Annotated in this window: 26 protein-coding genes; 16 read left to right on the top strand and 10 right to left on the bottom strand. The window is 58.1% G+C overall.

The features are described 5' to 3' along the window. The first annotated feature begins 22 nt into the window (after positions 1-22). From hflK to rlmB, 7 genes are all read left to right on the top strand, one after another. The gene (hflK, locus tag EDF75_RS23755) at positions 23-1,279 is read left to right on the top strand and encodes an FtsH protease activity modulator HflK (protein WP_045853362.1); all 1,257 of its coding nucleotides are present in this window, start codon (positions 23-25) and stop codon (positions 1,277-1,279) included. A 2-nt stretch (positions 1,280-1,281) separates the two neighbouring features. Next, the gene (gene hflC, locus EDF75_RS23750) at positions 1,282-2,286 is read left to right on the top strand and encodes a protease modulator HflC (RefSeq protein ID WP_041143715.1); all 1,005 of its coding nucleotides are present in this window, start codon (positions 1,282-1,284) and stop codon (positions 2,284-2,286) included. Between the two features lie 220 nt (positions 2,287-2,506). Then, positions 2,507-2,704, top strand: coding sequence for a DUF2065 domain-containing protein (locus EDF75_RS23745; RefSeq protein WP_133601092.1), 198 nt, complete (start codon positions 2,507-2,509; stop codon positions 2,702-2,704). A 102-nt stretch (positions 2,705-2,806) separates the two neighbouring features. Further along, positions 2,807-4,105: an adenylosuccinate synthase gene (gene purA / locus EDF75_RS23740; protein ID WP_133601091.1), complete on the top strand. Its 1,299-nt coding sequence runs from the start codon at positions 2,807-2,809 to the stop codon at positions 4,103-4,105. A 150-nt stretch (positions 4,106-4,255) separates the two neighbouring features. Continuing rightward, positions 4,256-4,678, top strand: coding sequence for a nitric oxide-sensing transcriptional repressor NsrR (gene nsrR / locus EDF75_RS23735; protein WP_076947037.1), 423 nt, complete (start codon positions 4,256-4,258; stop codon positions 4,676-4,678). A gap of 161 nt (positions 4,679-4,839) precedes the next feature. Continuing rightward, positions 4,840-7,287: a ribonuclease R gene (rnr, locus tag EDF75_RS23730; protein ID WP_133601090.1), complete on the top strand. Its 2,448-nt coding sequence runs from the start codon at positions 4,840-4,842 to the stop codon at positions 7,285-7,287. 77 nt (positions 7,288-7,364) lie between these two features. Next, on the top strand, positions 7,365-8,096 hold the full coding sequence (rlmB, locus tag EDF75_RS23725; protein WP_133601089.1) for a 23S rRNA (guanosine(2251)-2'-O)-methyltransferase RlmB: 732 nt from the start codon (positions 7,365-7,367) through the stop codon (positions 8,094-8,096). A 28-nt stretch (positions 8,097-8,124) separates the two neighbouring features. Here rlmB and EDF75_RS23720 read toward each other — a convergent pair whose 3' ends face one another. Continuing rightward, a complete protein-coding gene (locus tag EDF75_RS23720) occupies positions 8,125-9,420 on the bottom strand; it encodes an MFS transporter (RefSeq protein WP_133601088.1) in 1,296 nt (431 codons plus the stop codon). A 195-nt stretch (positions 9,421-9,615) separates the two neighbouring features. On the opposite strand from EDF75_RS23720, the gene EDF75_RS23715 reads away from it, so the two are divergent. Next, complete coding sequence (locus EDF75_RS23715) at positions 9,616-11,253, top strand: isovaleryl-CoA dehydrogenase (RefSeq protein ID WP_133601087.1); 1,638 nt, start codon at positions 9,616-9,618, stop codon at positions 11,251-11,253. Here the strand turns inward: EDF75_RS23715 and yjfN are convergent. Then, positions 11,244-11,519 carry a DUF1471 family protease activator YjfN gene (gene yjfN / locus EDF75_RS23710; RefSeq protein ID WP_166646233.1) on the bottom strand — a complete coding sequence of 92 codons (276 nt, stop codon included), beginning with the start codon at positions 11,517-11,519 and terminating at the stop codon, positions 11,244-11,246. The genes EDF75_RS23715 and yjfN overlap by 10 nt on opposite strands. A 138-nt stretch (positions 11,520-11,657) precedes the next feature. Continuing rightward, positions 11,658-11,966, bottom strand: coding sequence for a biofilm peroxide resistance protein BsmA (bsmA, locus tag EDF75_RS23705; protein WP_041143723.1), 309 nt, complete (start codon positions 11,964-11,966; stop codon positions 11,658-11,660). Between the two features lie 209 nt (positions 11,967-12,175). Between bsmA and yjfP the strand changes: the two genes are divergently transcribed. Further along, complete coding sequence (gene yjfP / locus EDF75_RS23700) at positions 12,176-12,892, top strand: esterase (protein ID WP_133601085.1); 717 nt, start codon at positions 12,176-12,178, stop codon at positions 12,890-12,892. A gap of 62 nt (positions 12,893-12,954) precedes the next feature. Here yjfP and EDF75_RS23695 read toward each other — a convergent pair whose 3' ends face one another. Further along, complete coding sequence (locus EDF75_RS23695; RefSeq protein ID WP_041143725.1) at positions 12,955-13,230, bottom strand: YdgH/BhsA/McbA family protein; 276 nt, start codon at positions 13,228-13,230, stop codon at positions 12,955-12,957. A 340-nt stretch (positions 13,231-13,570) separates the two neighbouring features. Here EDF75_RS23695 and rpsF point away from each other — a divergent pair, with 340 nt between their 5' ends. The 4 genes from rpsF to rplI are packed head-to-tail and all read left to right on the top strand — an operon-like array spanning position 13,571 to position 15,007. Further along, complete coding sequence (gene rpsF / locus EDF75_RS23690) at positions 13,571-13,966, top strand: 30S ribosomal protein S6 (protein WP_095104382.1); 396 nt, start codon at positions 13,571-13,573, stop codon at positions 13,964-13,966. A 5-nt stretch (positions 13,967-13,971) separates the two neighbouring features. Then, positions 13,972-14,286 carry a primosomal replication protein N gene (gene priB / locus EDF75_RS23685; protein ID WP_041143726.1) on the top strand — a complete coding sequence of 105 codons (315 nt, stop codon included), beginning with the start codon at positions 13,972-13,974 and terminating at the stop codon, positions 14,284-14,286. A gap of 4 nt (positions 14,287-14,290) precedes the next feature. Further along, complete coding sequence (rpsR, locus tag EDF75_RS23680) at positions 14,291-14,518, top strand: 30S ribosomal protein S18 (protein ID WP_002210155.1); 228 nt, start codon at positions 14,291-14,293, stop codon at positions 14,516-14,518. 39 nt (positions 14,519-14,557) lie between these two features. Next, on the top strand, positions 14,558-15,007 hold the full coding sequence (gene rplI / locus EDF75_RS23675) for a 50S ribosomal protein L9 (protein WP_041143727.1): 450 nt from the start codon (positions 14,558-14,560) through the stop codon (positions 15,005-15,007). Positions 15,008-15,093: 86 nt separating this feature from the next. On the opposite strand, the gene EDF75_RS23670 is transcribed toward rplI, so the two are convergent. Further along, complete coding sequence (locus EDF75_RS23670; protein WP_133601084.1) at positions 15,094-15,756, bottom strand: LysM-like peptidoglycan-binding domain-containing protein; 663 nt, start codon at positions 15,754-15,756, stop codon at positions 15,094-15,096. 347 nt (positions 15,757-16,103) lie between these two features. Between EDF75_RS23670 and fklB the strand changes: the two genes are divergently transcribed. Both fklB and cycA read left to right on the top strand, forming a co-directional pair. Then, positions 16,104-16,724: an FKBP-type peptidyl-prolyl cis-trans isomerase gene (gene fklB, locus EDF75_RS23660; RefSeq protein WP_041143729.1), complete on the top strand. Its 621-nt coding sequence runs from the start codon at positions 16,104-16,106 to the stop codon at positions 16,722-16,724. Between the two features lie 306 nt (positions 16,725-17,030). Further along, entirely contained in the window at positions 17,031-18,434 is a 1,404-nt protein-coding gene (gene cycA, locus EDF75_RS23655) for a D-serine/D-alanine/glycine transporter (RefSeq protein ID WP_133601083.1), read from the top strand. Positions 18,435-18,551: 117 nt separating this feature from the next. Here cycA and ytfE read toward each other — a convergent pair whose 3' ends face one another. The 4 genes from ytfE to EDF75_RS23635 all read right to left on the bottom strand — a co-directional run bounded on the left by ytfE (position 18,552) and on the right by EDF75_RS23635 (position 22,100). Beyond that, entirely contained in the window at positions 18,552-19,214 is a 663-nt protein-coding gene (gene ytfE, locus EDF75_RS23650) for an iron-sulfur cluster repair protein YtfE (protein ID WP_045853343.1), read from the bottom strand. A gap of 82 nt (positions 19,215-19,296) precedes the next feature. Next, on the bottom strand, positions 19,297-20,271 hold the full coding sequence (locus EDF75_RS23645) for a DMT family transporter (RefSeq protein WP_133601137.1): 975 nt from the start codon (positions 20,269-20,271) through the stop codon (positions 19,297-19,299). A gap of 75 nt (positions 20,272-20,346) precedes the next feature. Further along, a complete protein-coding gene (locus EDF75_RS23640) occupies positions 20,347-21,171 on the bottom strand; it encodes an AraC family transcriptional regulator (RefSeq protein ID WP_133601082.1) in 825 nt (274 codons plus the stop codon). A gap of 80 nt (positions 21,172-21,251) precedes the next feature. After that, on the bottom strand, positions 21,252-22,100 hold the full coding sequence (locus EDF75_RS23635; RefSeq protein ID WP_133601081.1) for an SDR family oxidoreductase: 849 nt from the start codon (positions 22,098-22,100) through the stop codon (positions 21,252-21,254). Between the two features lie 89 nt (positions 22,101-22,189). Between EDF75_RS23635 and EDF75_RS23630 the strand changes: the two genes are divergently transcribed. Next, positions 22,190-22,570 carry a winged helix-turn-helix transcriptional regulator gene (locus EDF75_RS23630; protein ID WP_041143735.1) on the top strand — a complete coding sequence of 127 codons (381 nt, stop codon included), beginning with the start codon at positions 22,190-22,192 and terminating at the stop codon, positions 22,568-22,570. A gap of 8 nt (positions 22,571-22,578) precedes the next feature. On the opposite strand, the gene EDF75_RS23625 is transcribed toward EDF75_RS23630, so the two are convergent. After that, entirely contained in the window at positions 22,579-24,522 is a 1,944-nt protein-coding gene (locus tag EDF75_RS23625) for a bifunctional 2',3'-cyclic-nucleotide 2'-phosphodiesterase/3'-nucleotidase (protein ID WP_133601080.1), read from the bottom strand. Positions 24,523-24,533: the final 11 nt, after the last annotated feature.

The raw sequence follows: 24,533 nt of genomic DNA, 5'->3' as shown, positions 1-24,533 counted from the left end.
AAAACAAATATGGAGCATATACATGGCGTGGAATCAGCCCGGTAATAACGGACAGGACCGCGACCCGTGGGGGAGCAGCAATAACCAAGGCGGCAACTCCGGGGGAAATGGCAATAAAGGTGGTCGCGAGCAGGGGCCGCCCGATCTGGATGATATCTTCCGCAAGTTAAGTAAAAAACTTGGCGGTCTCGGTGGCGGCAAAGGGGGACAGGGAGGCGCTAGCGGCTCTCAGGGACCTCGCGGGCCTATGGGCGGACGCATTGTCGGCATCGTTGCCGCAGCCGCCGTTATTATCTGGGCAGCCAGCGGTTTCTATACCATCAAGGAAGCGGAACGTGGTGTGGTGACTCGCTTTGGTAAATTCAGCCATCTGGTTGAGCCGGGTCTTAACTGGAAGCCAACCTTTATTGATAACGTCCAGGCCGTCAACGTTGAATCGGTACGTGAACTGGCGGCTTCTGGCGTCATGCTGACGTCTGACGAAAACGTCGTGCGCGTTGAGATGAACGTGCAGTATCGGGTAACCGATCCAGAACGCTACCTGTTTAGCGTTGCCAGCGCCGACGATAGCCTGCGTCAGGCAACCGACAGCGCCCTGCGCGGCGTTATCGGCAAGTACACCATGGACCGTATTCTGACTGAAGGCCGTACCGTGATTCGTAGCGATACCCAGCGCGAGCTGGAAGAGACGATTCGTCCGTACGATATGGGTATTACCCTGCTGGACGTCAACTTCCAGACGGCGCGTCCGCCGGAAGAGGTGAAGGCCGCGTTTGACGATGCGATTGCCGCGCGTGAGAACGAGCAGCAGTACATCCGCGAAGCTGAAGCTTACACCAACGAAGTTCAGCCGCGAGCTAACGGTGCAGCGCAGCGTATCCTCGAAGAGGCGCGTGCGTACAAGACTCAGACCGTTCTTGAAGCTCAGGGTGAGGTCGCGCGCTTTGCGAAGATCCTGCCTGAGTACAAAGCCGCGCCGGAGATTACCCGCGAGCGTCTGTATATCGAAAGCATGGAAAAAGTGCTGAGCCATACCCGTAAAGTGCTGGTTAACGATAAGGGCGGCAATCTGATGGTTCTGCCTCTGGACCAGATGCTGAAAGGCGCCGGTACGCCGGCAGCAAAGGGCAATAGCAGCGGTGCGAACGATCTGCTGCGCCTGCCGCCTGCTTCCAGCTCAAGCAGCGCCAGCACCACGTCGACCACTACGGATGGCAACATTATGGACCAACGTCGCGCCAACGCGCAGCGTAACGACTACCAGCGTCAGGGGGAATAACGATGCGTAAACCTGTAATTGCGATTATTGCCATCGTGCTGGTAGTGCTTTACATGTCTATCTTTGTGGTTAAAGAGGGCGAGCGCGGTATTACGCTGCGTTTTGGTAAGGTACTGCGCGATAGCGAAAATAAACCGCTGGTCTATTCGCCGGGTCTGCACTTCAAGATCCCGTTCATTGAATCAGTGAAAACGCTCGATGCGCGTATTCAGACTATGGATAACCAGGCCGATCGCTTTGTTACCAAAGAGAAGAAAGACCTGATCGTCGACTCATACATCAAGTGGCGTATCAGCGACTTCAGCCGTTACTATCTGGCAACCGGCGGCGGCGACGTCTCCCAGGCCGAGGTGCTGCTGAAGCGTAAATTCTCTGACCGTCTGCGTTCTGAGATTGGTCGCCTGGACGTGAAGGATATCGTGACCGATTCCCGCGGTCGTCTGACGCTGGAAGTGCGCGATGCGCTGAACTCCGGCTCAGCGGGCACCGAAGATGAAGTCAGCACGCCGGCCGCTGATGATGCTATCGCCAAAGCGGCGGAGCGCGTATCGGCAGAAACTAACGGCAAGGTTCCGGTTGTTAACCCGAACAGTATGGCGGCGCTGGGTATTGAAGTCGTCGACGTACGCATCAAGCAGATCAACCTGCCGGCCGAAGTGTCTGAAGCGATTTATAACCGTATGCGCGCCGAGCGTGAAGCGGTTGCTCGTCGCCACCGTTCACAGGGCCAGGAAGAGGCTGAGAAGCTGCGCGCTACCGCGGACTATGAAGTGACCAAGACGCTGGCAGAAGCCGAGCGCCAGGGCCGCATCATGCGTGGTGAAGGCGATGCAGAGTCGGCCAAGCTGTTTGCCGATGCGTTTAGCCAGGATCCGGGCTTCTATGCCTTTATCCGTAGCCTGCGCGCCTATGAGAACAGCTTCCAGGGTAACCAGGATGTGATGGTTCTCAGCCCGGACAGCGATTTCTTCCGCTACATGAAGTCACCTGACTCCGCTCGCAAATAAGCGATTTAGTCAGCCAAAGGGCGCCTTGAGAAAGGCGCCTTTTTTATATTTTTAAATCAGGAAATAACTTTTAACACAATGGGTTATACGTTTTTCCTGCAAAAAAAGTGCATAATCAACGCGACATGCCGGACAATATGCAACATGGGCAAAAAGCGTCATGGCTCAGGCCCTGACGCTCTGCGGCGACGCTGGTTTCGTTTCTCTCTAAAGGTTAATCATGAACTCAACAATCTGGCTGGCACTGGCGCTGGTTTTAGTACTTGAAGGGCTGGGTCCGCTGCTTTATCCGCGCGCCTGGCGTCGGATGATCGCCACAATGAGCCAGCTGCCGGATAATATATTACGCCGTTTTGGCGGCGGTCTTGTGGTTGCCGGGATAGTCATCTACTACATGTTGACGAAATCACTGGGCTGATCAAAAAGTGGCCAGACCTGGCTGATATTGAGTGCAAAAAGTGCTGTAACTCTGAAAAAGCGATGGTAGAATCCATTTTTAAGCAAACGGTGATTTTGAAAAATGGGCAACAACGTCGTCGTACTGGGCACCCAATGGGGTGACGAAGGTAAAGGGAAGATCGTCGATCTCCTGACTGAACGGGCTAAATATGTTGTGCGCTACCAGGGTGGTCACAACGCAGGCCATACTCTCGTAATCAACGGTGAAAAAACCGTCCTGCATCTTATTCCATCAGGTATTCTCCGCGAAAATGTCACCAGCATCATCGGTAACGGTGTTGTGCTGTCTCCGGCTGCGCTGATGAAAGAAATGAAAGGACTGGAAGACCGTGGTATCCCTGTCCGTGAGCGTCTGCTGCTGTCCGAAGCCTGTCCGCTTATCCTCGATTATCACGTTGCGCTGGACGTTGCGCGTGAAAAAGCACGCGGTGCGAAAGCTATCGGTACCACCGGTCGCGGCATCGGGCCTGCTTACGAAGATAAAGTCGCTCGCCGCGGCCTGCGCGTGGGTGACCTGTTTGATAAAGCCACCTTCGCTGACAAACTGAAAGAAGTGATGGAATATCACAACTTCCAGCTGGTGAACTTCTACAAAGCGGAAGCGGTTGATTATCAAAAAGTCCTTGATGACTTGATGGCGATTGCCGACATCCTGACGGCGATGGTTGTCGACGTCTCCGATCTGCTGGATCAGGCGCGTCAGCGCGGCGACTTCGTGATGTTCGAAGGCGCACAGGGCACTCTGCTGGATATCGACCACGGTACCTATCCGTACGTAACCTCCTCCAACACCACCGCGGGTGGCGTGGCAACCGGCTCTGGCCTGGGTCCGCGCTATGTGGATTACGTTCTGGGTATCATCAAAGCTTACTCTACTCGCGTAGGGGCAGGTCCGTTCCCGACCGAGCTGTTTGATGACATCGGCGAGTTCCTGTGCAAGCAGGGTAACGAATTCGGCGCCACTACCGGCCGTCGTCGTCGTACCGGCTGGCTGGATATCGTGGCGATCCGTCGCGCGGTGCAGATCAACTCCCTGTCCGGCTTCTGCCTGACCAAGCTGGACGTACTGGACGGCCTGAAAGAAGTTAAACTCTGCGTAGCTTACCGTATGCCGGACGGCCGCGAAGTGACTACCACTCCGCTGGCAGCCGACAACTGGGAAGGCATTGAGCCGATCTATGAAGTCATGCCGGGCTGGTCCGAAACCACCTTCGGCGTGAAAGAGCGTAGCGGCCTGCCGCAGGCGGCCCTGAACTACATCGCGCGTATTGAAGAGCTGACCGGCGTACCGGTTGATATTATCTCTACCGGTCCTGACCGTACCGAGACGATGATTCTGCGCGACCCGTTCGACGCATAATTATCTCCAGGGGCGCCGATTGGGCGCCCCTTGTTTTTGCTGCCTACCCGCCCCATTTCAAATAAATTAGCGGCCTGTGCGTCGGCTGGTTTATCATCAATATAGTCATACCCTGCGGATTCACCGCTTTCCCCTTACCCTGAGGTTGCTGTGCAGTTAACGAGTTTCACTGATTACGGATTACGAGCGCTTATCTATATGGCGTCGCTACCGGATGGCCGAATGACGAGCATCTCTGAAGTGACGGAGGTCTACGGCGTGTCGCGTAATCATATGGTAAAAATAATCAATCAGCTGAGTCGCTCTGGTTACGTTATGGCGGTGCGGGGAAAGAACGGGGGGATTCGCCTCGGTAAGCCGGCAAAAACGATTCGTGTAGGTGACGTGGTTCGCGATCTTGAGCCGCTATCGCTGGTCAACTGCAGCAGCGAATTTTGCCACATTACTCCCGCGTGTCGCCTGAAACAGGCGCTTGCAGAAGCGGCGCAAAGTTTTCTTAAGGAACTTGATAACTACACGCTGGCTGATTTGGTTGAAGAGAATCAACCGCTTTATAAATTATTGCTGGTGTAAAGAATTAAAGGCCGAGTATTTCAGGTCGCATCGCGGCGGCAACTGAACGAATCTCCGGGAGCTTACTCAGGTAAGTGACCGGAGTGAGTGAAGGCAGCTAACAAAGAGGCGGCGTGAAAGACGAAGGAACTTTCACCAGAGATGACAACGGAGGAACCGACATGTCACAAGATCCTTTCCAGGACCGCGAAGCTGAAAAGTATGCGAATCCAATCCCTAGCCGGGAATTTATCCTCGATCATTTAGCAAAACGTGAAAAACCGGCCAGCCGAGACGAGCTGGCGATAGAACTGAATATCGAAGGCGAAGAGCAGCTAGAAGGGCTACGCCGCCGCCTGCGCGCCATGGAACGTGACGGGCAGCTGGTGTTTACCCGCCGTCAGTGCTACGCGCTGCCGGAGCGTCTTGACCTGCTCAAAGGTGTGGTTATCGGCCATCGCGATGGCTTTGGCTTCCTGCGCGTCGAGGGGCGTAAGGACGACCTGTACCTGTCGTCTGAGCAGATGAAAACCTGCATCCATGGCGATCAGGTGCTGGCGCAGCCGCTGGGCGCGGACCGTAAAGGCCGTCGCGAAGCGCGCATCGTGCGGGTGCTGGTGCCAAAAACCAGCCAGATAGTCGGCCGCTACTTCACCGACGCCGGCGTGGGCTTCGTGGTGCCTGACGACAGCCGCCTGAGCTTCGATATCCTGATCCCGCCTGAAGAAGTCATGGGCGCGCGGATGGGCTTTGTGGTGGTGGTTGAACTGACCCAGCGCCCGACCCGTCGCACGAAAGCGGTGGGCAAAATCGTTGAGGTGCTGGGCGATAACATGGGCACCAGCATGGCGGTCGATATGGCGCTGCGCACCCATGAAATCCCTTACACCTGGCCACCGGCGGTGGAAAAACAGGTCTCCGTGCTCAAAGAGCAGGTGCCGGAAGAGGCGAAAATCGGCCGCGTTGATTTACGCGATCTGCCGCTGGTCACCATTGACGGTGAGGACGCCCGCGACTTTGATGACGCGGTTTACTGCGAGAAGAAACGCGGCGGCGGCTGGCGCCTGTGGGTTGCCATTGCCGACGTAAGCTACTACGTGCGTCCCGGTACGCCGCTGGACGGCGAAGCGCGCAGCCGCGGTACTTCGGTCTACTTCCCTTCGCAGGTGGTGCCGATGCTGCCGGAAGTGCTCTCTAACGGCCTGTGCTCGCTGAACCCGCAGGTCGATCGCCTGTGCATGGTTTGCGAAATGACGATTTCGTCAAAAGGTCGTCTGACCGGCTACAAATTCTATGAAGCGGTAATGAGCTCGCACGCGCGCCTGACCTATACCAAGGTATGGCATATGCTGCAGGGCGACGGCGAGCTGCGCGAGCAGTACGCGCCGCTGGTCAAGCATATCGAAGAGCTGCACACCCTCTACAAGGTCCTCGATAGCGCTCGCGAAGAACGCGGCGGCATCTCCTTTGAAAGTGAAGAAGCGAAGTTCATCTTTAACGCTGAACGCCGCATCGAACGCATTGAGCAGACCCAGCGCAACGACGCGCATAAGCTGATCGAAGAGTGCATGATTCTGGCGAATATCTCCGCCGCTCGCTTCGTTGAGAAGGCGCTGGAGCCGGCCCTGTTCCGTATCCACGATAAGCCGACCACTGAAGCGATTACCGCTTTCCGCACGGTGCTGGCGGAGCTCGGTCTGGAGCTGCCCGGCGGCAACAAGCCGGAGCCGCGCGACTACGCCGAGCTGCTGACCTCCATCGCCGATCGTCCTGACCACGAGATGCTGCAAACCATGCTGCTGCGCTCGATGAAGCAGGCGGTCTACGATCCGGAAAACCGCGGCCACTTTGGCCTGGCGCTGCAGTCCTACGCGCACTTCACCTCGCCGATCCGTCGTTACCCGGACCTGTCGCTGCACCGCGCCATTAAGTATCTGCTGGCGAAAGAGCAGGGGCACAAAGGCAACAGCACTGAAACCGGCGGCTGGCACTACAGCATGGAAGAGATGCTGCAGCTGGGCGCGCACTGTTCGATGACCGAACGCCGCGCCGACGAAGCGACCCGCGAAGTCTCTGACTGGCTGAAGTGTGACTTTATGCTGGATCAGGTGGGCAACGTCTTTAAGGGCGTGATTGCCAGCGTCACCGGCTTTGGCTTCTTCGTCCGCCTGGACGAGCTGTTTATCGACGGCCTGGTGCACGTTTCATCGCTGGATAACGACTACTACCGCTTCGACCAGATCGGACAGCGTCTGATCGGCGAGTCCGGCGGCCAGACCTATCGACTGGGCGATCGCGTGGAAGTCCGCGTGGAAGCGGTCAACATGGACGAGCGTAAAATCGACTTCTCGCTGATCTCCAGCGAACGCGCCCCGCGCAACGTCGGCAAGACCGAGCGTGAGAAGGCGAAAAAGTCGAACGCCGGCAAGCCTTCCGGGCGTCGTCGCCAGGCCGGTAAGCAGGTAAACTTCGAGCCGGATAGCGCCTTCCGCAAAGAGAAAGGCAAGTCTCAGCCCAACGCTGCCCAGCCTAAAGGCGAGAAAAAAGCGAAGAAGCCGTCGGCTAAAACGCAGAAAATAGCTGCCGCAACCAAAGCGAAGCGCGCGGCGAAAAAGAAAACCGCTGAGTAAGCGGGCATCAATCTTACAGGCCGGGACATCCGGCCTGTAAAGCCGAACGGCAACATTAACAAGCAACGAGTACATCAATGAGTGAAATGATTTACGGCATCCACGCGGTGCAGGCCCTGCTGGAGCGCGCTCCCGAGCGTTTTCAGGAAGTCTATATTCTCAAAGGCCGCGAGGATAAACGCCTGCTGCCGCTGATCCATGCGCTGGAAGCCCAGGGCGTGGTGATTCAGGTCGCTAACCGCCAGTTTCTCGACGAGAAAAGCGAAGGCGCCGTGCATCAGGGGATTATTGCCCGCGTGAAGCCGGGACGTCAGTACCAGGAGAACGACCTGCCTGAACTGCTCGCCTCGCTCGAGCAGCCGCTGCTGCTGATTCTCGACGGCGTCACCGATCCGCATAACCTTGGCGCCTGCCTGCGCAGCGCTGACGCCGCCGGCGTGCACGCGGTGATCGTGCCGCGGGACCGTTCGGCGCAGCTGAACGCGACGGCGAAAAAAGTGGCCTGCGGCGCGGCGGAAAACGTGCCGCTGATCCGCGTGACTAACCTTGCGCGCACCATGCGTCTGCTGCAGGAAGAGAACGTCTGGATCGTCGGCACCGCCGGCGAAGCGGATCATACTCTCTTCCAGAGCAAGATGACCGGCCCGATGGCGCTGGTGATGGGTGCCGAAGGTGAAGGGATGCGTCGCCTGACGCGCGAACACTGCGATGAGCTGATCAGTATTCCGATGGCCGGCAGCGTCTCCTCGCTGAACGTCTCCGTCGCGACCGGCATTTGCCTGTTTGAAGCCGTGCGCCAGCGCAGCTGATTAACGCCGGGCGCACGCTGCCCGGCGGCTACTCGTCCAGCGAGCGCAGGTGATCGTTCTTATTGAGCGTCATCAGCGCGATGATGCTGACTACCGCCGTCGCCATGACGTAGTAAGCCGGAATATCAAGATTACCGGTCTGTTTAATCAGGCCGGTAATAATCAGCCCGGCGCAGCCGGAAAATACCGCATTAGAGAGCGAATAGGCCAGCCCAAGGCCGGTATAGCGCACCCTTGTCGGGAACATCTCTGCCAGCATCGCCGGTCCCGGCCCTGCCAGCACCCCCACCAGACCGCCGGCAACGAGCACCACCGCGCCTTTTATCAGCAGCGTGCTGGATTCTGCCTGGAGAATTTTCAGCAGCGGCAGCGCCAGGATCAGCAGCAGCGCCGCGGCCAGCACCATCACGTTACGCCGACCCCACTTATCGCTGAGGAGCCCGGCAGGAAGAATGGTGAGCGCAAAGCCAATATTGGAGATCACCGCGATCAGCAGCGCCTGGTTAAAGCCGGTATGCAGCGACGACTGCAGGTAGGCGGGCATAATCACCAGGTAGGTATAGCCTGCGGCGGACCAGACCATCAGGCGACCGATGCCGGTGACAATCGCTTTCAGGGTATGGATCAGGTCGGCGCTGGCCTGCGGATGCTGCGGTTGCTGCTGCTGGCGGAGAAAGCCCGGCGTCTCCTCCATTTTCACCCGCAGCCAGAGCGCGACGATCCCCTGCGGGATGGCGAGGAAGAACGGAATTCGCCAGCCCCAGGCATGGAGCTCTTCCGGGCTCAGCACCGCGGATATCAGGGCCACGATCCCGGCGCCGGCCAGCAGGTCGAGGGCGACGGTGAAGGATTGCCATGCGCCATACAGGCCGCGCCTGCCGCGAGGCGCAAACTCGGTCATCAGCGAGACGGCGCCGCCATATTCCCCGCCGGCAAACAGCCCCTGCAGAATGCGCAGCCCGGTCAAAATCAGCGGGGCCGCTACCCCGATGCTGGCATACGTCGGCACAAGGCCAATTGCCGTGGTGGCGAGCGTCATCATCACCAGGACGACGATCAGCGTCGGCTTGCGGCCGATTCGATCGCCGATGCGGCCAAAAATAATGGCGCCTAGCGGGCGGAAGAAAAAGGCGATGGCGAAGGAGGCGTAGGTCAGGATCAGGCCCGTCAGCGGCGCTTCGCCGGCCAGCTGAAAGAAGTTCCGGGCGATAACCGTCGCCAGAAAGCCATAGACCGCAAACTCATACCATTCAATAAAGTTGCCGATAGATCCGGCGATCAGGGCGCGCTTGTGCGCGCCCGCAGGGCGTGTCGCGGTCTGCATAGGCCATCCTGATTTCAACAAAAAAATAACAAGTGAATAAATTATTCCACAACTTTAGCCTTGTGAAATTTTAAATTCTTATGCCTGTGATGCGCCTCACGAAGGGGCGGATGGTTTTTTTGTGACCCGGCTCGCGGGCGCTCCCGGGCCAGGCTGACCATACTGAGTACAAAGCCATTGACGGAGGGAAGCACTATGCACTGGCCAACTCATACCGTGTTTAATCAGCCGACGCCGCTGCTGAACAGCAACTTATTCTTGTCCGATACCGCGCTGCGCGAAGCCGTGGCTCGGGAGGGCGCCGCCTGGGATGGCGATCTGCTGGCCAGTATTGGCCAGCAGCTGGGAACGGCAGAGTCGCTGGAGCTGGGGAGGCTGGCGAACGTTAACCCGCCGGAGCTGCTGCGCTATGACGCGACCGGCACGCGGCTTGACGATGTGCGCTTTCATCCCGCCTGGCACCTGCTGATGCAGGGTCTGTGCGCTAACCGGGTGCATAATCTCGCCTGGCAGGACGACGCGCGCGCCGGCGCTTTCGTGGCCCGGGCGGCGCGCTTTATGCTGCATGCGCAGGTGGAGGCCGGAACGCTATGCCCGATAACCATGACGTTCGCCGGCACGCCTCTGCTCCAGCAGTCGCTCCCCAGGCCATTTAGCGACTGGCTGACGCCGCTGCTGAGCGATCGCTACGATCCGCACCTGGCGCCGGGCAGCCAGAAGCGCGGGCTGCTGATCGGCATGGGAATGACGGAAAAGCAGGGGGGATCGGATGTGCTGAGCAATACCACCCGCGCAGAGAAGAGCGCAGACGGGTTTTATCGTCTGGTGGGCCACAAGTGGTTTTTCTCGGTACCGCAAAGCGATGCGCACCTGGTGCTGGCGCAGGCGCCCGGCGGGCTTTCCTGTTTCTTTGTGCCTCGCCTTCTGCCGGACGGCCAGCGCAATGCGCTGCACCTCGAAAGGCTCAAAGATAAGCTCGGCAACCGCTCTAACGCCAGCAGCGAGGTGGAGTTCTATGACGCCTGCGGCTGGCTGGTGGGCGAAGAGGGGGACGGCGTACGGCAAATCCTTAAAATGGGCGGCCTGACCCGCTTCGACTGCGCGTTGGGCAGCCATGCCTTAATGCGTCGGGCCTGGTCGGTCGCCTTCTATCACGCCTTTCAGCGCCAGGCGTTCGGCAAAAGCCTGGTCGAGCAGCCGATGATGCGCCAGGTGCTGGGCCAGATGGCGCTGCAGCTTGAGGGGCAAACCGCCTTTTTATTCCGCCTGGCGCGCGCGTGGGACAGGCGCGACGACGGGCAGGAGGCGCTGTGGTCCCGCCTGTTTACCCCGGCGGCGAAGTTTGCTATCTGCAAATCTGGGATCCCCTTTGTTGGCGAAGCGATGGAGGTGCTGGGCGGTATCGGCTACTGCGAGGAGAGCGAGCTGCCGCGCCTGTACCGGGAGATGCCGGTGAACAGTATCTGGGAAGGTTCGGGGAATATTATGTGTATCGACGTGATGCGGGTGCTGGGCAAGCAGCCGGCGGCGCTGGAGCTGCTGGCGACAGAGTGTGCGGAAGTTAAAGGGCAGAATCGCCATTTCGATCGCGCATGGCGTCAGCTGCAGCAGCTGCTGAGGCGGCCAGCGGAAGAGCAGGGCCGGGAGATAACCCGGCTGGTGTACCGGCTCGGCGCGGGAGCGCAGATGCTGCGTTACGCCTCGCCGCCGCTGGCTCAGGCCTGGTGTCGAATGATGCTCGACCCGCGCGGCGGCATGCGGCTGGACGCACAAACGCTGGATGACCTGCTGCTGCGCGGCACCGGACGCGGGCGCCAGGCGCCTCAGGCGTAGAGAATGGCCTGTACCCGCCAGCTGTCCGGCTGCTGTTCCTCGTACATCTGGACGATGCGATACCAGGAGGCGCCCTGCTCATCGGCCTTCACGGCGATGGCATGCTCGACGTCCTGCTGGCTGCCGGCAATATTGTTGACGGAAATCAGGCCGATTTCATTCAGGCCAGTGACGCAGTCCGCGCTGGCAAATTCTGCGGACTGTGCCGCAGTATGCGCCGTTGTAGCGTTAAACCGCAGGCTGGGTAGGGTAAATGATCGTTTCATCGTCAGCTCCATTTCGCGTGGCCCGAGGGCAGTCCGTTGCTAACGTTCTGCCGGGTTTGACTGGCTGAACGTTATTATGCACAGGAGAACGTGAACGGATGCAAAGCAATGTAAAGCGGGGTTAAAGGCGTCGCACCGTTATTTACGGTAGAGAATTGCCTGCGAATACCACTGGCCGGGAACCAGGGTGTCATCAATCATTATGATGACGTAGTAATCCGCTTTAGCCGCTTCTGCTTTGACCTTCAGCGCAGCTTCAACATCCATCGGCGAACCGTACATCAGCACGCTCACCGTCCCCATTTTTTGTAGCCCGCTGGTCTGGTTACGGTGAATCTCTTGCGGATGGCTGGTCGCAGGCGGCGGGGCTTCAGGCGTTCCCTGCAGGGCGCTACAGCCGCTCAGAACAATCGCCAGTAACCACGGTGTAAACCTACGCATAACCATATCTCGTTTCCTGTTAGTCACAGTGTAGTGGTAGCCTGAATGACATTTCCGGGGAATGTTCCCGAATTGTTATCTCTGACGCGATTTTCGAATGAAAATGTTGTGAAAGCGTAACCCAGTTCTCAACATTATAAATCGTGGCTGAACCCACGCCTTTGGCTATATGTTAGCCCATGGCACACCGCTACTCTAGAGACGGGAGACGATAAATGATTGTACTGGAAGTGCGTAATCTTGCGGGCGGCGAGGTGCTTCATGCCTGTCCGCAAAATGCGTCAGACCGGCCTCTGCCGTGTATCGTTTTTTATCACGGATTCACCTCTTCGAAGCTGGTTTATAGCTACTTCGCCGTGGCGCTGGCGGAGGCGGGATTTCGGGTCATTATGCCCGATGCGCCGGAGCATGGCGCGCGCTACCTCGGCGATGAAAAAGGGCGAATGCAGCGCTTTTGGCCCATTTTGCTACAGAACTTCACCGAATTCACCGCGCTGCGCGATGCGATCGCCGCGCAGGGGTGGATTGCGGACGACAGGCTGGCGGTCGCCGGCGCATCGATGGGCGGAATGACGGCGCTGGGTATTATGACCCATCATCCGCAGCTGAAAAGCGTCGCCTGTCTGATGGGATCCGGCTATTTCGGCAGCCTCGCGCAAAGCCTGTTTCCCTCACCCTCCCTGGACGCGGAGCAGCTGACGGAGTGGGACGTCAGCCATCAGCTGGCGACGCTCGCCAGCAGGCCGCTGCTGCTTTGGCACGGCGATGAGGACGATGTGGTGCCGCCGGGTGAAACCTTCCGCCTCCAGCAGGCCCTGCAGCAAAGCGGCCTGGCCGAAAACCTGACCTGCGTCTGGCAGCAGGGCGTGCGCCATCGCATTACGCCAGAGGCGCTGGCCGAAACGGTTGAGTTCTTTAAGCGCACGCTTTAGGCGCAGCGACGGGCTGGACCCTTCGTCCCCGTAGCGGAGGCGAAGGGGTTAGATAAGGGTGGTTAGCGATAGAGCGCGGCGCTGGCGTGGATCGCGCCGTTGCTTTCCGGTTCGTGGATCAGTATCGGCTGGAAGTATTTTGCCCCCTGTTCGTCGCTCAGCTGGTTAAGGGCCTTATCGGCCTCTTGCTCAGTGGCCATATTGTGGTTGATATAGATAACGCCCAGGCTCTGTACATCGTCCATGTTACGTGCCTGACGTCCATCGATTTTGATGGCTGCCAGCGCGTTGGCGCTCAGTAAAAGCGCAGCCATTACGGCAATGAGGATGTATTTCATAATCTACGCTCCTTATAACTGTCCTGACGTTAACCCAGGCTCCCTTGGGCTACAGATTGCTCTTGCTGTAAGTGTAATCACTCCCTGCCGGGTGCATCGCGACCATTTCTGATGAAGTTGTTCAAAAAAATGTCGCTGCTGCCGTTGATTAATTTTAAATCACTGACTTAGCGCGGCTTTGCCGTTAGTGCGAATTATTTGCGCAATCAGCTTGAGTTTATGGTGGTTCGCAATTAGAATGACGCGTCAATTTTTCAGCCGCCCTTTAACCACGTTCCTTGCCTCCATGGGCCGCGGCTGACCCAGACAGGAGGCTGAATAATCCGTAAGGAGCAATTCGATGCGTCATTACGAAATCGTTTTTATGGTCCATCCTGACCAGAGCGAACAGGTTCCGGGTATGATCGAACGTTACACTGGTGCAATCACTGCAGCAGAAGGTACGATCCACCGTCTGGAAGACTGGGGCCGCCGTCAGCTGGCTTACCCGATCAACAAACTGCACAAAGCTCACTACGTTCTGCTGAACGTTGAAGCCCCGCAGGAAGCGATCGATGAGCTGGAAACAAACTTCCGCTTCAACGACGCCGTTATCCGCAGCATGGTAATGCGTACTAAGCACGCTGTTACCGAAGCATCTCCGATGGTTAAAGCGAAAGACGAGCGCCGTGAGCGTCGCGAAGATTTCGCAAATGAAACCACCGATGATTCCGAAGCTGGGGATTCTGAAGAGTAATCCTGATGACCAACCGTCTGGAGCTGTCCGGCATTATCTGCAGGACGCCAATTCGTAAGGTCAGCCCGTCAGGAATTCCACACTGCCAGTTCGTGCTTGAGCATCGTTCAGTGCAGGAGGAAGCCGGTTTTCACCGGCAGGCATGGTGCCAAATGCCCGTTATCATTAGCGGACACCAAAACCAGGCCATTACTCACAGTATAACGGTCGGTAGTGCAGTAATCGTTCGGGGGTTCATTTCTTGCCACAAGGCAAAGAACGGCCTGAGCAAAATGGTTCTGCATGCCGAGCAGATTGAATTGATAGATTCTGGAGACTAGCCAAATGGCACGTTATTTCCGTCGTCGCAAGTTCTGCCGTTTCACCGCGGAAGGCGTTGTAGAGATTGATTACAAAGACATCGCTACGCTGAAAAACTACATTACCGAAAGCGGTAAAATTGTCCCGAGCCGTATTACCGGTACTCGCGCAAAATACCAGCGTCAGCTGGCTCGCTGCATCAAGCGCGCTCGCTACCTGTCCCTGCTGCCATATACCGATCGTCATCAGTAATCGGCCGCTGTCTATTAACGACTTTAAGAGGATAAGGTAATGCAAGTTATTCTGCTTGATAAAGTAGCAAACCTGGGCAGCCTGGGTGATCAGGTTAATGTTAAAGCGGGCTATGCTCGTAACTTCCTGGTTCCACAGGGTAAAGCTGTTCCAGCTACCAAGAAAAACGTTGAATTCTTCGAAGCGCGTCGCGCTGAACTGGAAGCCAAACTGGCTGACGTTCTGGCAGCTGCTAACGCACGTGCTGAAGCAATCAATGCGCTGGGCAACGTTACCATCGCGTCTAAATCAGGCGACGAAGGTAAACTGTTCGGTTCCATCGGTACCCGCGACATCGCTGACGCTGTAACTGCAGCTGGCGTTGCCGTCGCTAAGAGCGAAGTTCGTCTGCCGAACGGCGTTCTGCGCACCACCGGTGAGCACGAAGTGGACTTCCAGGTTCATAGCGAAGTCTTCGCTAAACTGGTTGTTAACGTTGTAGCTGAGTAATTTTTACTCTGCTCGCGTCGAGACGCCGGCCTTGTGCCGGCGTTTTGCTTTTCTGCCTTCCCCCACGCTAATCTATTCGCGATAGACTATCGCGCACGAATAAAGCTGCCGTTTGCCTGACGGGTAAACAGCACCTGCTGCCCACCGCCGATATCGATAGTCAGGCCGGTTACCACCCCATTCGCATTCTGCCTAATCTGTACCGTTTGCCCGGTTTGCAGCGAGCTGAGCGGTTTTCCCGAACCTTCGACCTGGGCCATCGCGTAAACGTCGGTTGGCGGCAGATTATGGTCGCGGAACAGCTGGGCCAGGGTTTTCCCTGACTCGATGCGATAGGTGCGCCACTGCTGCTCGATGCCCGGCGCAGATTGCTGCTGCTGTTGCTGAGGCTGCGCGTAGGTCTGATTCTGCTGCTCGGTCGGCTGCTCGTCCTGAACCGGCTCTGGGGCCACCGGCGCCATCTGATCGGTGTCGCTCACCGTAGGGGTTGAGGTTATGGGCGGCAGCGGCATCGCCTGCGACGACGATTGCGGCTGGGACTGCGACTGCATATCGAGGCTGGCGTCGCGGCTGACCTGGGCGGACGTGCTGCTGTCCTCGGAGGGGAGCAGTATGCCGATAACCACCAGCAGGGCTCCGGCGATAATGCCCCGACGGTGCATTGGCGGCAGCGGATCCATAATGCGAATATGATCCGGGGCGTGCCAGATCTTCGCCAGGGTAGGTGTCATTTCAAAGCGCCCGGGCATGGCTTTCCTCCTGCTCCGCATATTTTTATGCTGCTCCGTAGAGTATAGATGGCTAACTTCCTGATGGACGAGACAAAGATATGTTTCGTGAGGTTAGCCTGATATTGCCTATTGTTTCTGTTTCCCTCAGATTTGTCATCATCCAGCGACAAAGTTTTACCCATCGTGCTGTGGCTGATATGCTGCCCACCACTTTATACTCGTCGTCTTTCGGGTTGCCGGTGCGCTGGCAGTGCCGCTCGCTTCGCTTATGGCGTTATTGATATCGCTAAGGCTCAGGAGCCTGCCGCCTTCCCGCAGGCCGAAGTTTATAGAGTATGAATTTTCCCCCCAAAAAAGGAACAAAGATGGCAACCCCGACTTTTGACACTATCGAAGCGCAGGCAAGTTACGGTATCGGCTTGCAGGTTGGACAACAGCTGAGCGAATCTGGCCTGCAGGGGCTGCTGCCTGAGGCGCTGGTAGCCGGTATTGCTGATGCGCTGGAAGGCAATCAGCCGCAGGTGCCGGTAGAAGCCGTTCACCGCGCGCTGCGTGAAATTCACGAACGTGCCGATGCGGTACGCCGCGAACGTTTCCAGGAGCTGGCGGCAGATGGTCAGAAATACCTCGATGAAAACCGCGAGCGCGAAGGCGTGAACAGCACCGAATCCGGTCTGCAGTTCCGCGTCCTGACCCAGGGCGAAGGCGCTATCCCGGCGCGTACCGACCACGTTCGCGTGCACTACACCGGTAAGCTCATCGACGGTACCGTTTTTGACAGCTCCGTTGCGCGCGGCGAGCCGGCTGAATTCCCGGTAACCGGCGTGATCGGCGGCTGGATTGAAGCGCTGACCCTGATGCCGGTTGGCTCAAAATGGGAGCTGACCATTCCGCACAACCTGGCCTACGGCGAGCGCGGCGCGGGCGCATCGATTCCTCCGTTCAGCACCCTGATTTTTGAAGTAGAGCTGCTGGATATTATCTAAGCAGTAGTGGCTTCCTCTCCCCAAGGGGCGGGGAAGCAAATAAAAATAGCGTAAAACGCTTAAGTTTGAATTTAGTTAGAGTTTAATATTGCTTAAGTGATTTTTTGGCGTAGTTTTGTGAGCTGTTTCGCGTGACCGGAGTGATATAACACTCACTTTAAACATAAAATTAACATTATATCTAAATCATAGTATTCATCCTTCCGATTCTTACCTAATATCGATAAGCCCTTTTCCAGGGGTGATGACTAATGACGGGCCAGTAGAGCCTGAACAACACAGACAGGTACAACAGGAAAATATCACATGGTAGATCAGGTTAAAGTCGCTGCTGAAGAGCAGGCTCCGACGGAACAAACGCTGCGGCGAAATCTCACAAACCGGCATATTCAGCTTATTGCCATCGGCGGCGCTATCGGTACCGGCTTATTTATGGGGTCCGGTAAAACCATCAGTCTCGCCGGGCCATCCATCATTTTTGTTTATATGATCATTGGCTTCATGCTGTTTTTCGTCATGCGTGCGATGGGCGAACTGCTGCTGTCGAATCTGGAATATAAATCGTTCAGCGATTTCGCCGCCGATCTTCTGGGGCCGTGGGCCGGATACTTTACCGGCTGGACCTACTGGTTCTGCTGGGTGGTGACCGGGATGGCGGACGTCGTGGCGATTACCGCCTACGCCCAGTTCTGGTTCCCGGGCCTCTCCGACTGGGTGGCCTCGCTGGCGGTTATCCTGCTGCTGCTGAGCCTGAACCTTGCCACCGTGAAAATGTTCGGGGAAATGGAGTTCTGGTTTGCGATGGTCAAGATCGTCGCTATCGTGGCGCTGATTGTCGTCGGCCTGGTGATGGTGATGATGCACTTCAAATCGCCGACCGGCGTAGAAGCCTCTTTTGCTCATCTGTGGAATGACGGCGGCTGGTTCCCGAAAGGGATCAGCGGATTCTTTGCCGGCTTCCAGATTGCGGTCTTCGCCTTCGTTGGGATTGAGCTGGTGGGCACCACCGCTGCGGAAACCAAAGATCCGGAGAAATCCCTGCCGCGCGCGATTAACTCTATCCCGCTGCGCATCATTATGTTCTACGTCTTCGCGCTGATCGTGATTATGTCGGTGACGCCGTGGAGCTCGGTGGTTCCGACCAAGAGCCCGTTCGTCGAACTCTTTGTGCTGGTGGGCCTGCCGGCTGCGGCCAGCCTGATTAACTTCGTGGTGCTGACCTCCGCGGCCTCTTCGGCCAACAGCGGCGTATTCTCCACCAGCCGTATGCTGTTTGGCCTGGCGCAGGATGGCCAGGCGCCGTCGATGTTCGCCAAACTGTCGAAACGTGCGGTACCGGCGAAGGGCCTGACCTTCTCCTGCATGTGCCTGCTGGGCGGCGTGGTGATGCTGATGGTGAATCCGAGCGTGATTTCCGCGTTCACCATGATCACCACGGTTTCGGCGATCCTGTTTATGTTCGTCTGGACCATTATCCTGTGCTCGTATCTGGTCTATCGCAAAAAGCGCCCGCAGCTGCACGAGCAGTCGAAGTATAAGATGCCGCTGGGCAAGCTGATGTGCTGGGTTTGTATGGCGTTCTTCGTCTTCGTTCTGGTGCTGCTGACGCTGGAGACCGACACGCGCCAGGCGCTGATCGTCACGCCGCTGTGGTTTGTTCTGCTGGCGGTGGGCTGGTTCTTTGCCGGTAAGAAACGTCTGGCGAAATAAAAAATCTTCGGGAGCGATTTTTAACGTTGCTTGCAACGGCCCGCCATAAAAAAAGGCCACCCGGAGTGGCCAATAAGACTGAAAGTATCGAGGGCGCCCGCGGGCGCCTTTTTTTATTTAGTTTCCGGCAAGGGCGCGCGGGAACAGGACGTTATTTTCCAGGCTGATGTGCTCCATCAGATCGTCGATCAGTTCATTGATGCCGTTGTACATTGCTTTCCAGGTGGTGCAGGCTTCCGGCGGCGGCGTCACGTTATGGGTGATGTGCTTGATCACTTCCAGCAGCTCACCCGCTTCGTCGTGCTCGCTTTCCATCACGCTGATGGGGCCAGCGGCCTGGGTCCCCATGCCCTGCTTAATCATCGGGAACAGGATCTGCTCCTCTTTCATCATGTGGCTGGAGAGCTCCTGGTGCAGCATCGTCAGGTACTTGGTTAAGCCGTTCGGCACGTTGGGCTTATCGGCATGCACGCGCTCAACTTTGGTGGCCTGCAGAATAAGCTCCGGCAGCTGCTCGCGATGGCGGTCATGATAGCGCACGATAATGTGGTCGATGATCTCGGCGTAGGGTGCGACGCGCCAGTCGCGCTCTGCCGGCTCTTGCGCAAGCTTCATCAGCTCCGCTTCGATGACCGCGACGTCCAGCTCTTTACGCGATGCCGCGCGATCCAGCGTTTGTTTCCCGCCGCAGCAGTAGTCCATGTCGTATTTACGGAACAGCGCGGAGGCGCGCGGGATCGTCAGCGCCAGCTCGCCTAAAGGTTGGTCACGGAAAGCCATAGCAATTACCTCGTCATCAAGAATATAAGGTGTATTTTAAATACATCTTATCAGCAAGGAAATACCCCTTTCGGATACCAGGCTATTTTTTATTCGCGCTGACCTGCGCCACCAGCCGCGGCTTTTCCGGTCGGGCGCGCACGGCGGAGATAACGCCTAATACCAGCAGCAGGATACCGCTAAGCGTCAGCAGCGGCGGCAGGCTTTGGCGCAGCAGGAAGGTATACAGCAGGCCGGCAAGCGTTTCGAAGACGATAAGCGGCCCGAGGATCACCGTCGGCAGCTTCTGGCTGGCGATGTTCCAGCATAAAGCCCCAACCCACGAGCAGAGCACGGCGATGGCCAGCATCAGCGTCACGAAGACCAGCGGACGCGGGCCAAAGGGAAGGGGGAAGCTGACCTGCTGGCCGTGCAGCCACCAGCAGGCGGCGATGTAGCCCACCAGCGACAGCGGCAGCGTCACCAGCGCCTGCGCCGTTGCCCACATCATCGGATGCTTATCCGGATTTTCGCGCAGCCAGCGGGCGTTGCGCAGCGCGTACCACGCCCAGCAGGCAACGGAGATTAGCGCCAGCGCGATCCCGGAGCCGTAGCGCCAGAAGCTAAACGCCTCCATGCCCTGGCGCAGCTCGGCGATATTAACGCACGCCAGGCCGAGCGCAATGCACGCCAGCGCCGGGAATAAGCGCCGCCACGGCAGCTTGCCGTCGCGCTGGCTGTAGAGCAGGTTAGCAAACACCGGTAGCACCACCGGCAGGGTGCCGATAATCATGGTGGCGACCGGGGCGCCGGTACGCTGGATAGCGCTGGCCAGGCAAACATAATAGATAAGGTTGCCCATCATGGTCAGCCCACAGGCAACCCACCAGTCCTGTGCCGAAAGCTGGCGCAGCCTCACGCGGCCGAGCCACGCCAGCGGCAGGGCGATGAGCCCCAGCGCCAGATAGCGCCCCATTGACTGCAATACCGCCGGATACTCCGGCACCACCTGAGGGCCGACAAAAATCAGTCCCCACATCAACCCTGCCAGCAGGGCATACAGCACGCCGCTAATCATCTTGCCATCCATCATCGTTATCGTTGGCCAAAGTGTAGGGGAGGCCGGCGCGGGAATATTGTATGAGATTGCGCATTAGCGCCGGATGACCTGCTTTTGATAGCGCACCGGGGTAATCCCGTAGCGGCGGGTAAAGGCGCGGGTGAGATGCGACTGGTCGGTAAGGCCGGCGGCGGCGGCAACTTCGGCGGCGGGCATCCCGTGCGTCAGGAAGGCCTTGGCGCGCCACAGGCGAATAGCCATCAGCATTTGATGGGGCGTGACGTGGAAATGAGCTTTAAACTGGCGCTGAAAGTGCCACGGGCTGAGGGCGGCAACCTGCGCCAGCTCATCCAGGGTGACCGCGCGCATATAGTTATCGTGCAGATATTCGCGCACGCGCTCGAAGCGATGGGCCGCTTCCGTCAGCACCGGCGCGTGATGGGCAAACGGGCGAAAGGTGTCGATAAGGTCGAGCAGCAGGCCCTGCTGGGCCAGAGGATCGTCGGCGTGCCACAGGCCGTATATGAGATGACAGAGCTGTCGCGAGCGCTTTGGATCCTGGCGCACCACTTCGCTGAACCACCAGTGGCGCGTGCCGGTTACCTCTTCCAGCAAGGCGGGATCGAGATAAACCATCCGATAGCGCCAGCCGTCGGCGGTTTCCGCTTCGCCGGTGTGCAGTTCGTCAGGGTTCATGGTGACGATGGAATTCACCGCTGCGACGTACTGGCTACCGCGATAGCGAAAGCGCTCGGCGCCCAGCTCAATCGCGCCAATGCCGAAGGCTTCGTGGGTATGCGGTTCGAAGGCGTAGCGGGAGATATGGGCGTGATACAGCTCCACGCCCGGCACCTGCGCCAGATGGCGAAAGCGCGCGCTGTCTCTCTCATCGCTGAACTGTTCCGGTACGCCCTGCATCTGCTTTCTCCCCGTAGGCCATCCCTGATTATCGGAGATGACCTGCGGGGATGCTACAAAAATTAACCAGTTTGCAACAGTTACAGAATGCCTTTGACGCTCTCCGCCAGGGAGGTGGTCGGGCGGCCAATCAGGCGGCTCAGGGTATGGCTATCGTCAAACAGGCCGCCCTGAGAGGCGCCGATATCGGAGTCCGCCAGCATATCCGCCAGCCCTGCCGGCAGGCCCACGCTCTTCAGCGCCGCGGCGAAGTCGGCTTCGCTAAGGTTCTGATAAACCACGTTCTTACCGCTCTGTTTGCTCAGCTCGGCGGCCAGCTCGCTGAGGGTCCAGGCCTCGTCGCCCGCCAGCTCGTAAACCTTCCCGGCGTGGCCCTCTTCGGCGATGACGCGGGCGGCTGCGGCGGCATAGTCGGCACGGGTGGCTGAGGCAATTTTACCGTCGCCGGCGGCGCCGATAAAGACGCCATGCTCCAGAGCCGGCGGCGCGCTGGCGAGATAGTTTTCGGTGTACCAGCCGTTGCGCAGAAGGGCATAGGCGATACCGGACTCGGCCAGCATCTTCTCGGTTTCTACGTGCTCAGCGTGCAGGCCAAGCGGAGATTGATCCGCGTGCAGCAGGCTGGTGTAGGCGATAAATTTGACCCCGGCGGCTTTGGCCGCCTGGATGACGTTGCGATGCTGGGGCGCACGCTGGCCCACTTCGCTGGATGAGATCAGCAGCAGCTTATCCACGCCCTGCAGCGCGGCGGTGAACGCCGCCTGGTCGGTATAATCCGCCTGACGGACGACGAGGCCCTGTTGGCTGAGGGATTCGGCCTTCGCCGGGTTACGGACAATCGCCACAATCTGGCTGGCGGGAACGGTTTTTAACAGCTCTTGCAGAACGTGGTGGCCTAGCTGGCCGGTGGCACCGGTAATGGCGATCATGGGTCTTCTCCTTCGTGTTTATTGACTGTTGTGGTAAGCTAACACCTTAGCTAACTTTTAGTAAGTACGTACAAAAAGGTAAGTATGAAATGGCGAATCCGACGCTGAGTGAACAGCTGCGCGACGGCAATCTGTTTGCCGAGCAGTGCCCGTCCCGCGATGTATTGAAGCACGTCACCAGCCGCTGGGGCGTGCTGATCCTCGTGGCGCTGCGCGCGGGAACTCATCGCTTCAGCGATCTGCGTCGCAAGATGGGCGGAGTGAGTGAAAAGATGCTGGCCCAGTCGCTGCAGGCGCTGGAGCAGGATGGCTTTATCGACCGGGTGTCGTATCCGGTGGTCCCGCCGCACGTTGAATATAGCCTGACTCCTCTGGGTGAGCAGGTGAGCGAGAAGGTGGCGGCGCTGGCCGACTGGATTGAGCTGAACCTGCCCGCGGTTCTGGCGAACCACGAGCAGACCGTTGCCTGAGCAGAGAGCTACTTGCTCAGATCCAGCTGATAGATGGCAAAGCCGATATCGTCGGTGGCAACCTGACGCATCGGGTACTGCGCCTGCTCTTTGATAAATGCCGCCGCTTTTTCGGTTGGCGCGGTTTCAAAGCGGATGTCCAGCGGCACCTTGCCGTGGATCGGCGCCAGGCGCCAGTTGTTATCCGCCGCCGGGTGGATGGCCCCCGCCTTTTTCGACTCAGCGCTAATCCATGCCGCCAGCACCGAACGGTTTTCATCCGGGGAAGCAAAAGCAATGTGGCTATCGCCGGTACCGGCGAACTTGCCGCCGTAGGCGCGGTAGTTATTCGTCGCGACAAGGAAGGTGGCCGCAGGGTCGATGGCCTTGCCGTTAAAGGTCAGATCCTTAATGCGCTGTGCCTGCGGGTTAATCATCTGGCACTCGCCGTCGTAGCGTGCCGGCTGGCTGACGTCAATCTGGTAATTGACCCCGTCAATCACGTCGAAGTTATAGGTGCGAAAACCGTCCCAGTTGATTAATGACTGCGGCCTGCTGCTGCTTGGGTCTATCTGATTGAACTGTCCGGCAGAGCACTCCAGCCACTCTTTAACCTCCTTGCCGCTTACCTTCATTACTACCAGGGTGTTCGGATAGAGATACAGATCGGCGGCGTTGCGGAAGGTGAGCTGACCTTTCTCCACTTCGACGAAGCTGGCGGGATCGTTCTTGCGTCCGCCGACCTTAAACGGCGCGGCGGCGGAGAGCACCGGCAGCTTCGCCAGGTCAGGATCGCCCTGAATAAAGTGCTCGACGTAGGCTTTCTGCGCCATATTGACCACCTGCACGGTCGGGTCGTCCTGCACCAGCGCAAGGAAGCTGTACATATTGTCGGAGGCGCGGCCGATAGGCTTGCTGACAAATTCGCGCGTCGCGTCGTGGTCGGCTTTTAGCACCGTCACCATCTTGCCATCTTCCGCGGCCAGCGACTTCTTCGCCACCGGATCGTAGATTGGCCGGGCTTCGGCCTTCGCCCGGGTGACCTGCCACCTGCCGTCGCTGTGGCTGAGGGCCAGATCGACGATGCCTAAATGATCGCCCCACATGCCTGGCATCACGGCCGGAACGCCATTAAGCGTGCCCTGCTTGATATCCGCGCCCTTGATGTTGGCGAAATCTTTCCCCGGGAATACCGCGTGCGCGTGGCCGAACATAATGGCATCAACGCCCGGAACCTGGCTGAGGTAGTAGACCGAGTTTTCCGCCATGGCCTGATACGGATCGGCGGAGAGCCCCGAGTGGGCGATAGCCACCACCAGGTCCGCGCCTTTCTCGCGCATTTGTGGAACGAATTTGCGCGCGGTTTCGGTGATGTCGTTAACGGTCACTTTGCCGGCGAGATTGGCTTTATCCCAGGTCATGATTTGCGGCGGCACGAAGCCGATATAGCCGATGCGCAGGGTCTGCGTCTTGCCCTCGCTATCCTCGACTTTGGTATCCTGAATCAGGTACGGGGTGAACATCGGCTGGCCGGTTTTTACGTCGATAATGTTGGCGTTGACGTAGGGGAATTTCGCGCCGGAGAGGGCCTTGTGCAGAAAATCGAGGCCGTAGTTAAACTCGTGGTTGCCGAGGTTGCCCACGGCGTAATCCAGCGTGTTCATGGCCTTATAAACCGGGTGAATATCGCCGCTTTTGAGACCTTTCGCCGCCATATAATCGCCCAGTGGACTACCCTGAATAACGTCGCCGTTATCGACCAGCACGCTGTTTTTCACCTCCTGGCGGGCTTTTTCAATCAGCGTGGCGGTGCGCACGAGGCCAAATTTTTCCGTAGCGGCGTCTTTGTAATAATCAAAATCCATCATATTACCGTGCAGATCGGTGGTTTCCATGATCCGCAAATCGACCGTCGCCGCGTTTACGCTGGCAGCGACCAGCGTGGCCAGGAGCGTTGCGCTAAACTTAATCATCAGAGGCGTCC

The sequence above is a fragment of the Klebsiella sp. BIGb0149 genome (genome assembly GCF_004362605.1).
Classification (GTDB): Bacteria; Pseudomonadota; Gammaproteobacteria; order Enterobacterales; family Enterobacteriaceae; genus Klebsiella; species Klebsiella terrigena.
Note: the sequence above shows the minus strand (reverse complement) of the source record. Positions and strands in the feature narration are given on the sequence as shown.

What these genes read in the sequence shown, in the direction of transcription:
- hflK (WP_045853362.1), top strand. Translation starts at nt 23, where the DNA reads ATGGCGTGGAATCAGCCCGGTAATAACGGACAGGACCGCGACCCGTGG.
- hflC (WP_041143715.1), top strand. Translation starts at nt 1,282, where the DNA reads ATGCGTAAACCTGTAATTGCGATTATTGCCATCGTGCTGGTAGTGCTT.
- EDF75_RS23745 (WP_133601092.1), top strand. Translation starts at nt 2,507, where the DNA reads ATGAACTCAACAATCTGGCTGGCACTGGCGCTGGTTTTAGTACTTGAA.
- purA (WP_133601091.1), top strand. Translation starts at nt 2,807, where the DNA reads ATGGGCAACAACGTCGTCGTACTGGGCACCCAATGGGGTGACGAAGGT.
- rnr (WP_133601090.1), top strand. Translation starts at nt 4,840, where the DNA reads ATGTCACAAGATCCTTTCCAGGACCGCGAAGCTGAAAAGTATGCGAAT.
- rlmB (WP_133601089.1), top strand. Translation starts at nt 7,365, where the DNA reads ATGAGTGAAATGATTTACGGCATCCACGCGGTGCAGGCCCTGCTGGAG.
- EDF75_RS23720 (WP_133601088.1), bottom strand. Translation starts at nt 9,420, where the DNA reads ATGCAGACCGCGACACGCCCTGCGGGCGCGCACAAGCGCGCCCTGATC.
- EDF75_RS23715 (WP_133601087.1), top strand. Translation starts at nt 9,616, where the DNA reads ATGCACTGGCCAACTCATACCGTGTTTAATCAGCCGACGCCGCTGCTG.
- yjfN (WP_166646233.1), bottom strand. Translation starts at nt 11,519, where the DNA reads ATGAAACGATCATTTACCCTACCCAGCCTGCGGTTTAACGCTACAACG.
- bsmA (WP_041143723.1), bottom strand. Translation starts at nt 11,966, where the DNA reads ATGGTTATGCGTAGGTTTACACCGTGGTTACTGGCGATTGTTCTGAGC.
- yjfP (WP_133601085.1), top strand. Translation starts at nt 12,176, where the DNA reads ATGATTGTACTGGAAGTGCGTAATCTTGCGGGCGGCGAGGTGCTTCAT.
- EDF75_RS23695 (WP_041143725.1), bottom strand. Translation starts at nt 13,230, where the DNA reads ATGAAATACATCCTCATTGCCGTAATGGCTGCGCTTTTACTGAGCGCC.
- rpsF (WP_095104382.1), top strand. Translation starts at nt 13,571, where the DNA reads ATGCGTCATTACGAAATCGTTTTTATGGTCCATCCTGACCAGAGCGAA.
- priB (WP_041143726.1), top strand. Translation starts at nt 13,972, where the DNA reads ATGACCAACCGTCTGGAGCTGTCCGGCATTATCTGCAGGACGCCAATT.
- rpsR (WP_002210155.1), top strand. Translation starts at nt 14,291, where the DNA reads ATGGCACGTTATTTCCGTCGTCGCAAGTTCTGCCGTTTCACCGCGGAA.
- rplI (WP_041143727.1), top strand. Translation starts at nt 14,558, where the DNA reads ATGCAAGTTATTCTGCTTGATAAAGTAGCAAACCTGGGCAGCCTGGGT.
- EDF75_RS23670 (WP_133601084.1), bottom strand. Translation starts at nt 15,756, where the DNA reads ATGCCCGGGCGCTTTGAAATGACACCTACCCTGGCGAAGATCTGGCAC.
- fklB (WP_041143729.1), top strand. Translation starts at nt 16,104, where the DNA reads ATGGCAACCCCGACTTTTGACACTATCGAAGCGCAGGCAAGTTACGGT.
- cycA (WP_133601083.1), top strand. Translation starts at nt 17,031, where the DNA reads ATGGTAGATCAGGTTAAAGTCGCTGCTGAAGAGCAGGCTCCGACGGAA.
- ytfE (WP_045853343.1), bottom strand. Translation starts at nt 19,214, where the DNA reads ATGGCTTTCCGTGACCAACCTTTAGGCGAGCTGGCGCTGACGATCCCG.
- EDF75_RS23645 (WP_133601137.1), bottom strand. Translation starts at nt 20,271, where the DNA reads ATGATTAGCGGCGTGCTGTATGCCCTGCTGGCAGGGTTGATGTGGGGA.
- EDF75_RS23640 (WP_133601082.1), bottom strand. Translation starts at nt 21,171, where the DNA reads ATGCAGGGCGTACCGGAACAGTTCAGCGATGAGAGAGACAGCGCGCGC.
- EDF75_RS23635 (WP_133601081.1), bottom strand. Translation starts at nt 22,100, where the DNA reads ATGATCGCCATTACCGGTGCCACCGGCCAGCTAGGCCACCACGTTCTG.
- EDF75_RS23630 (WP_041143735.1), top strand. Translation starts at nt 22,190, where the DNA reads ATGGCGAATCCGACGCTGAGTGAACAGCTGCGCGACGGCAATCTGTTT.
- EDF75_RS23625 (WP_133601080.1), bottom strand. Translation starts at nt 24,522, where the DNA reads ATGATTAAGTTTAGCGCAACGCTCCTGGCCACGCTGGTCGCTGCCAGC.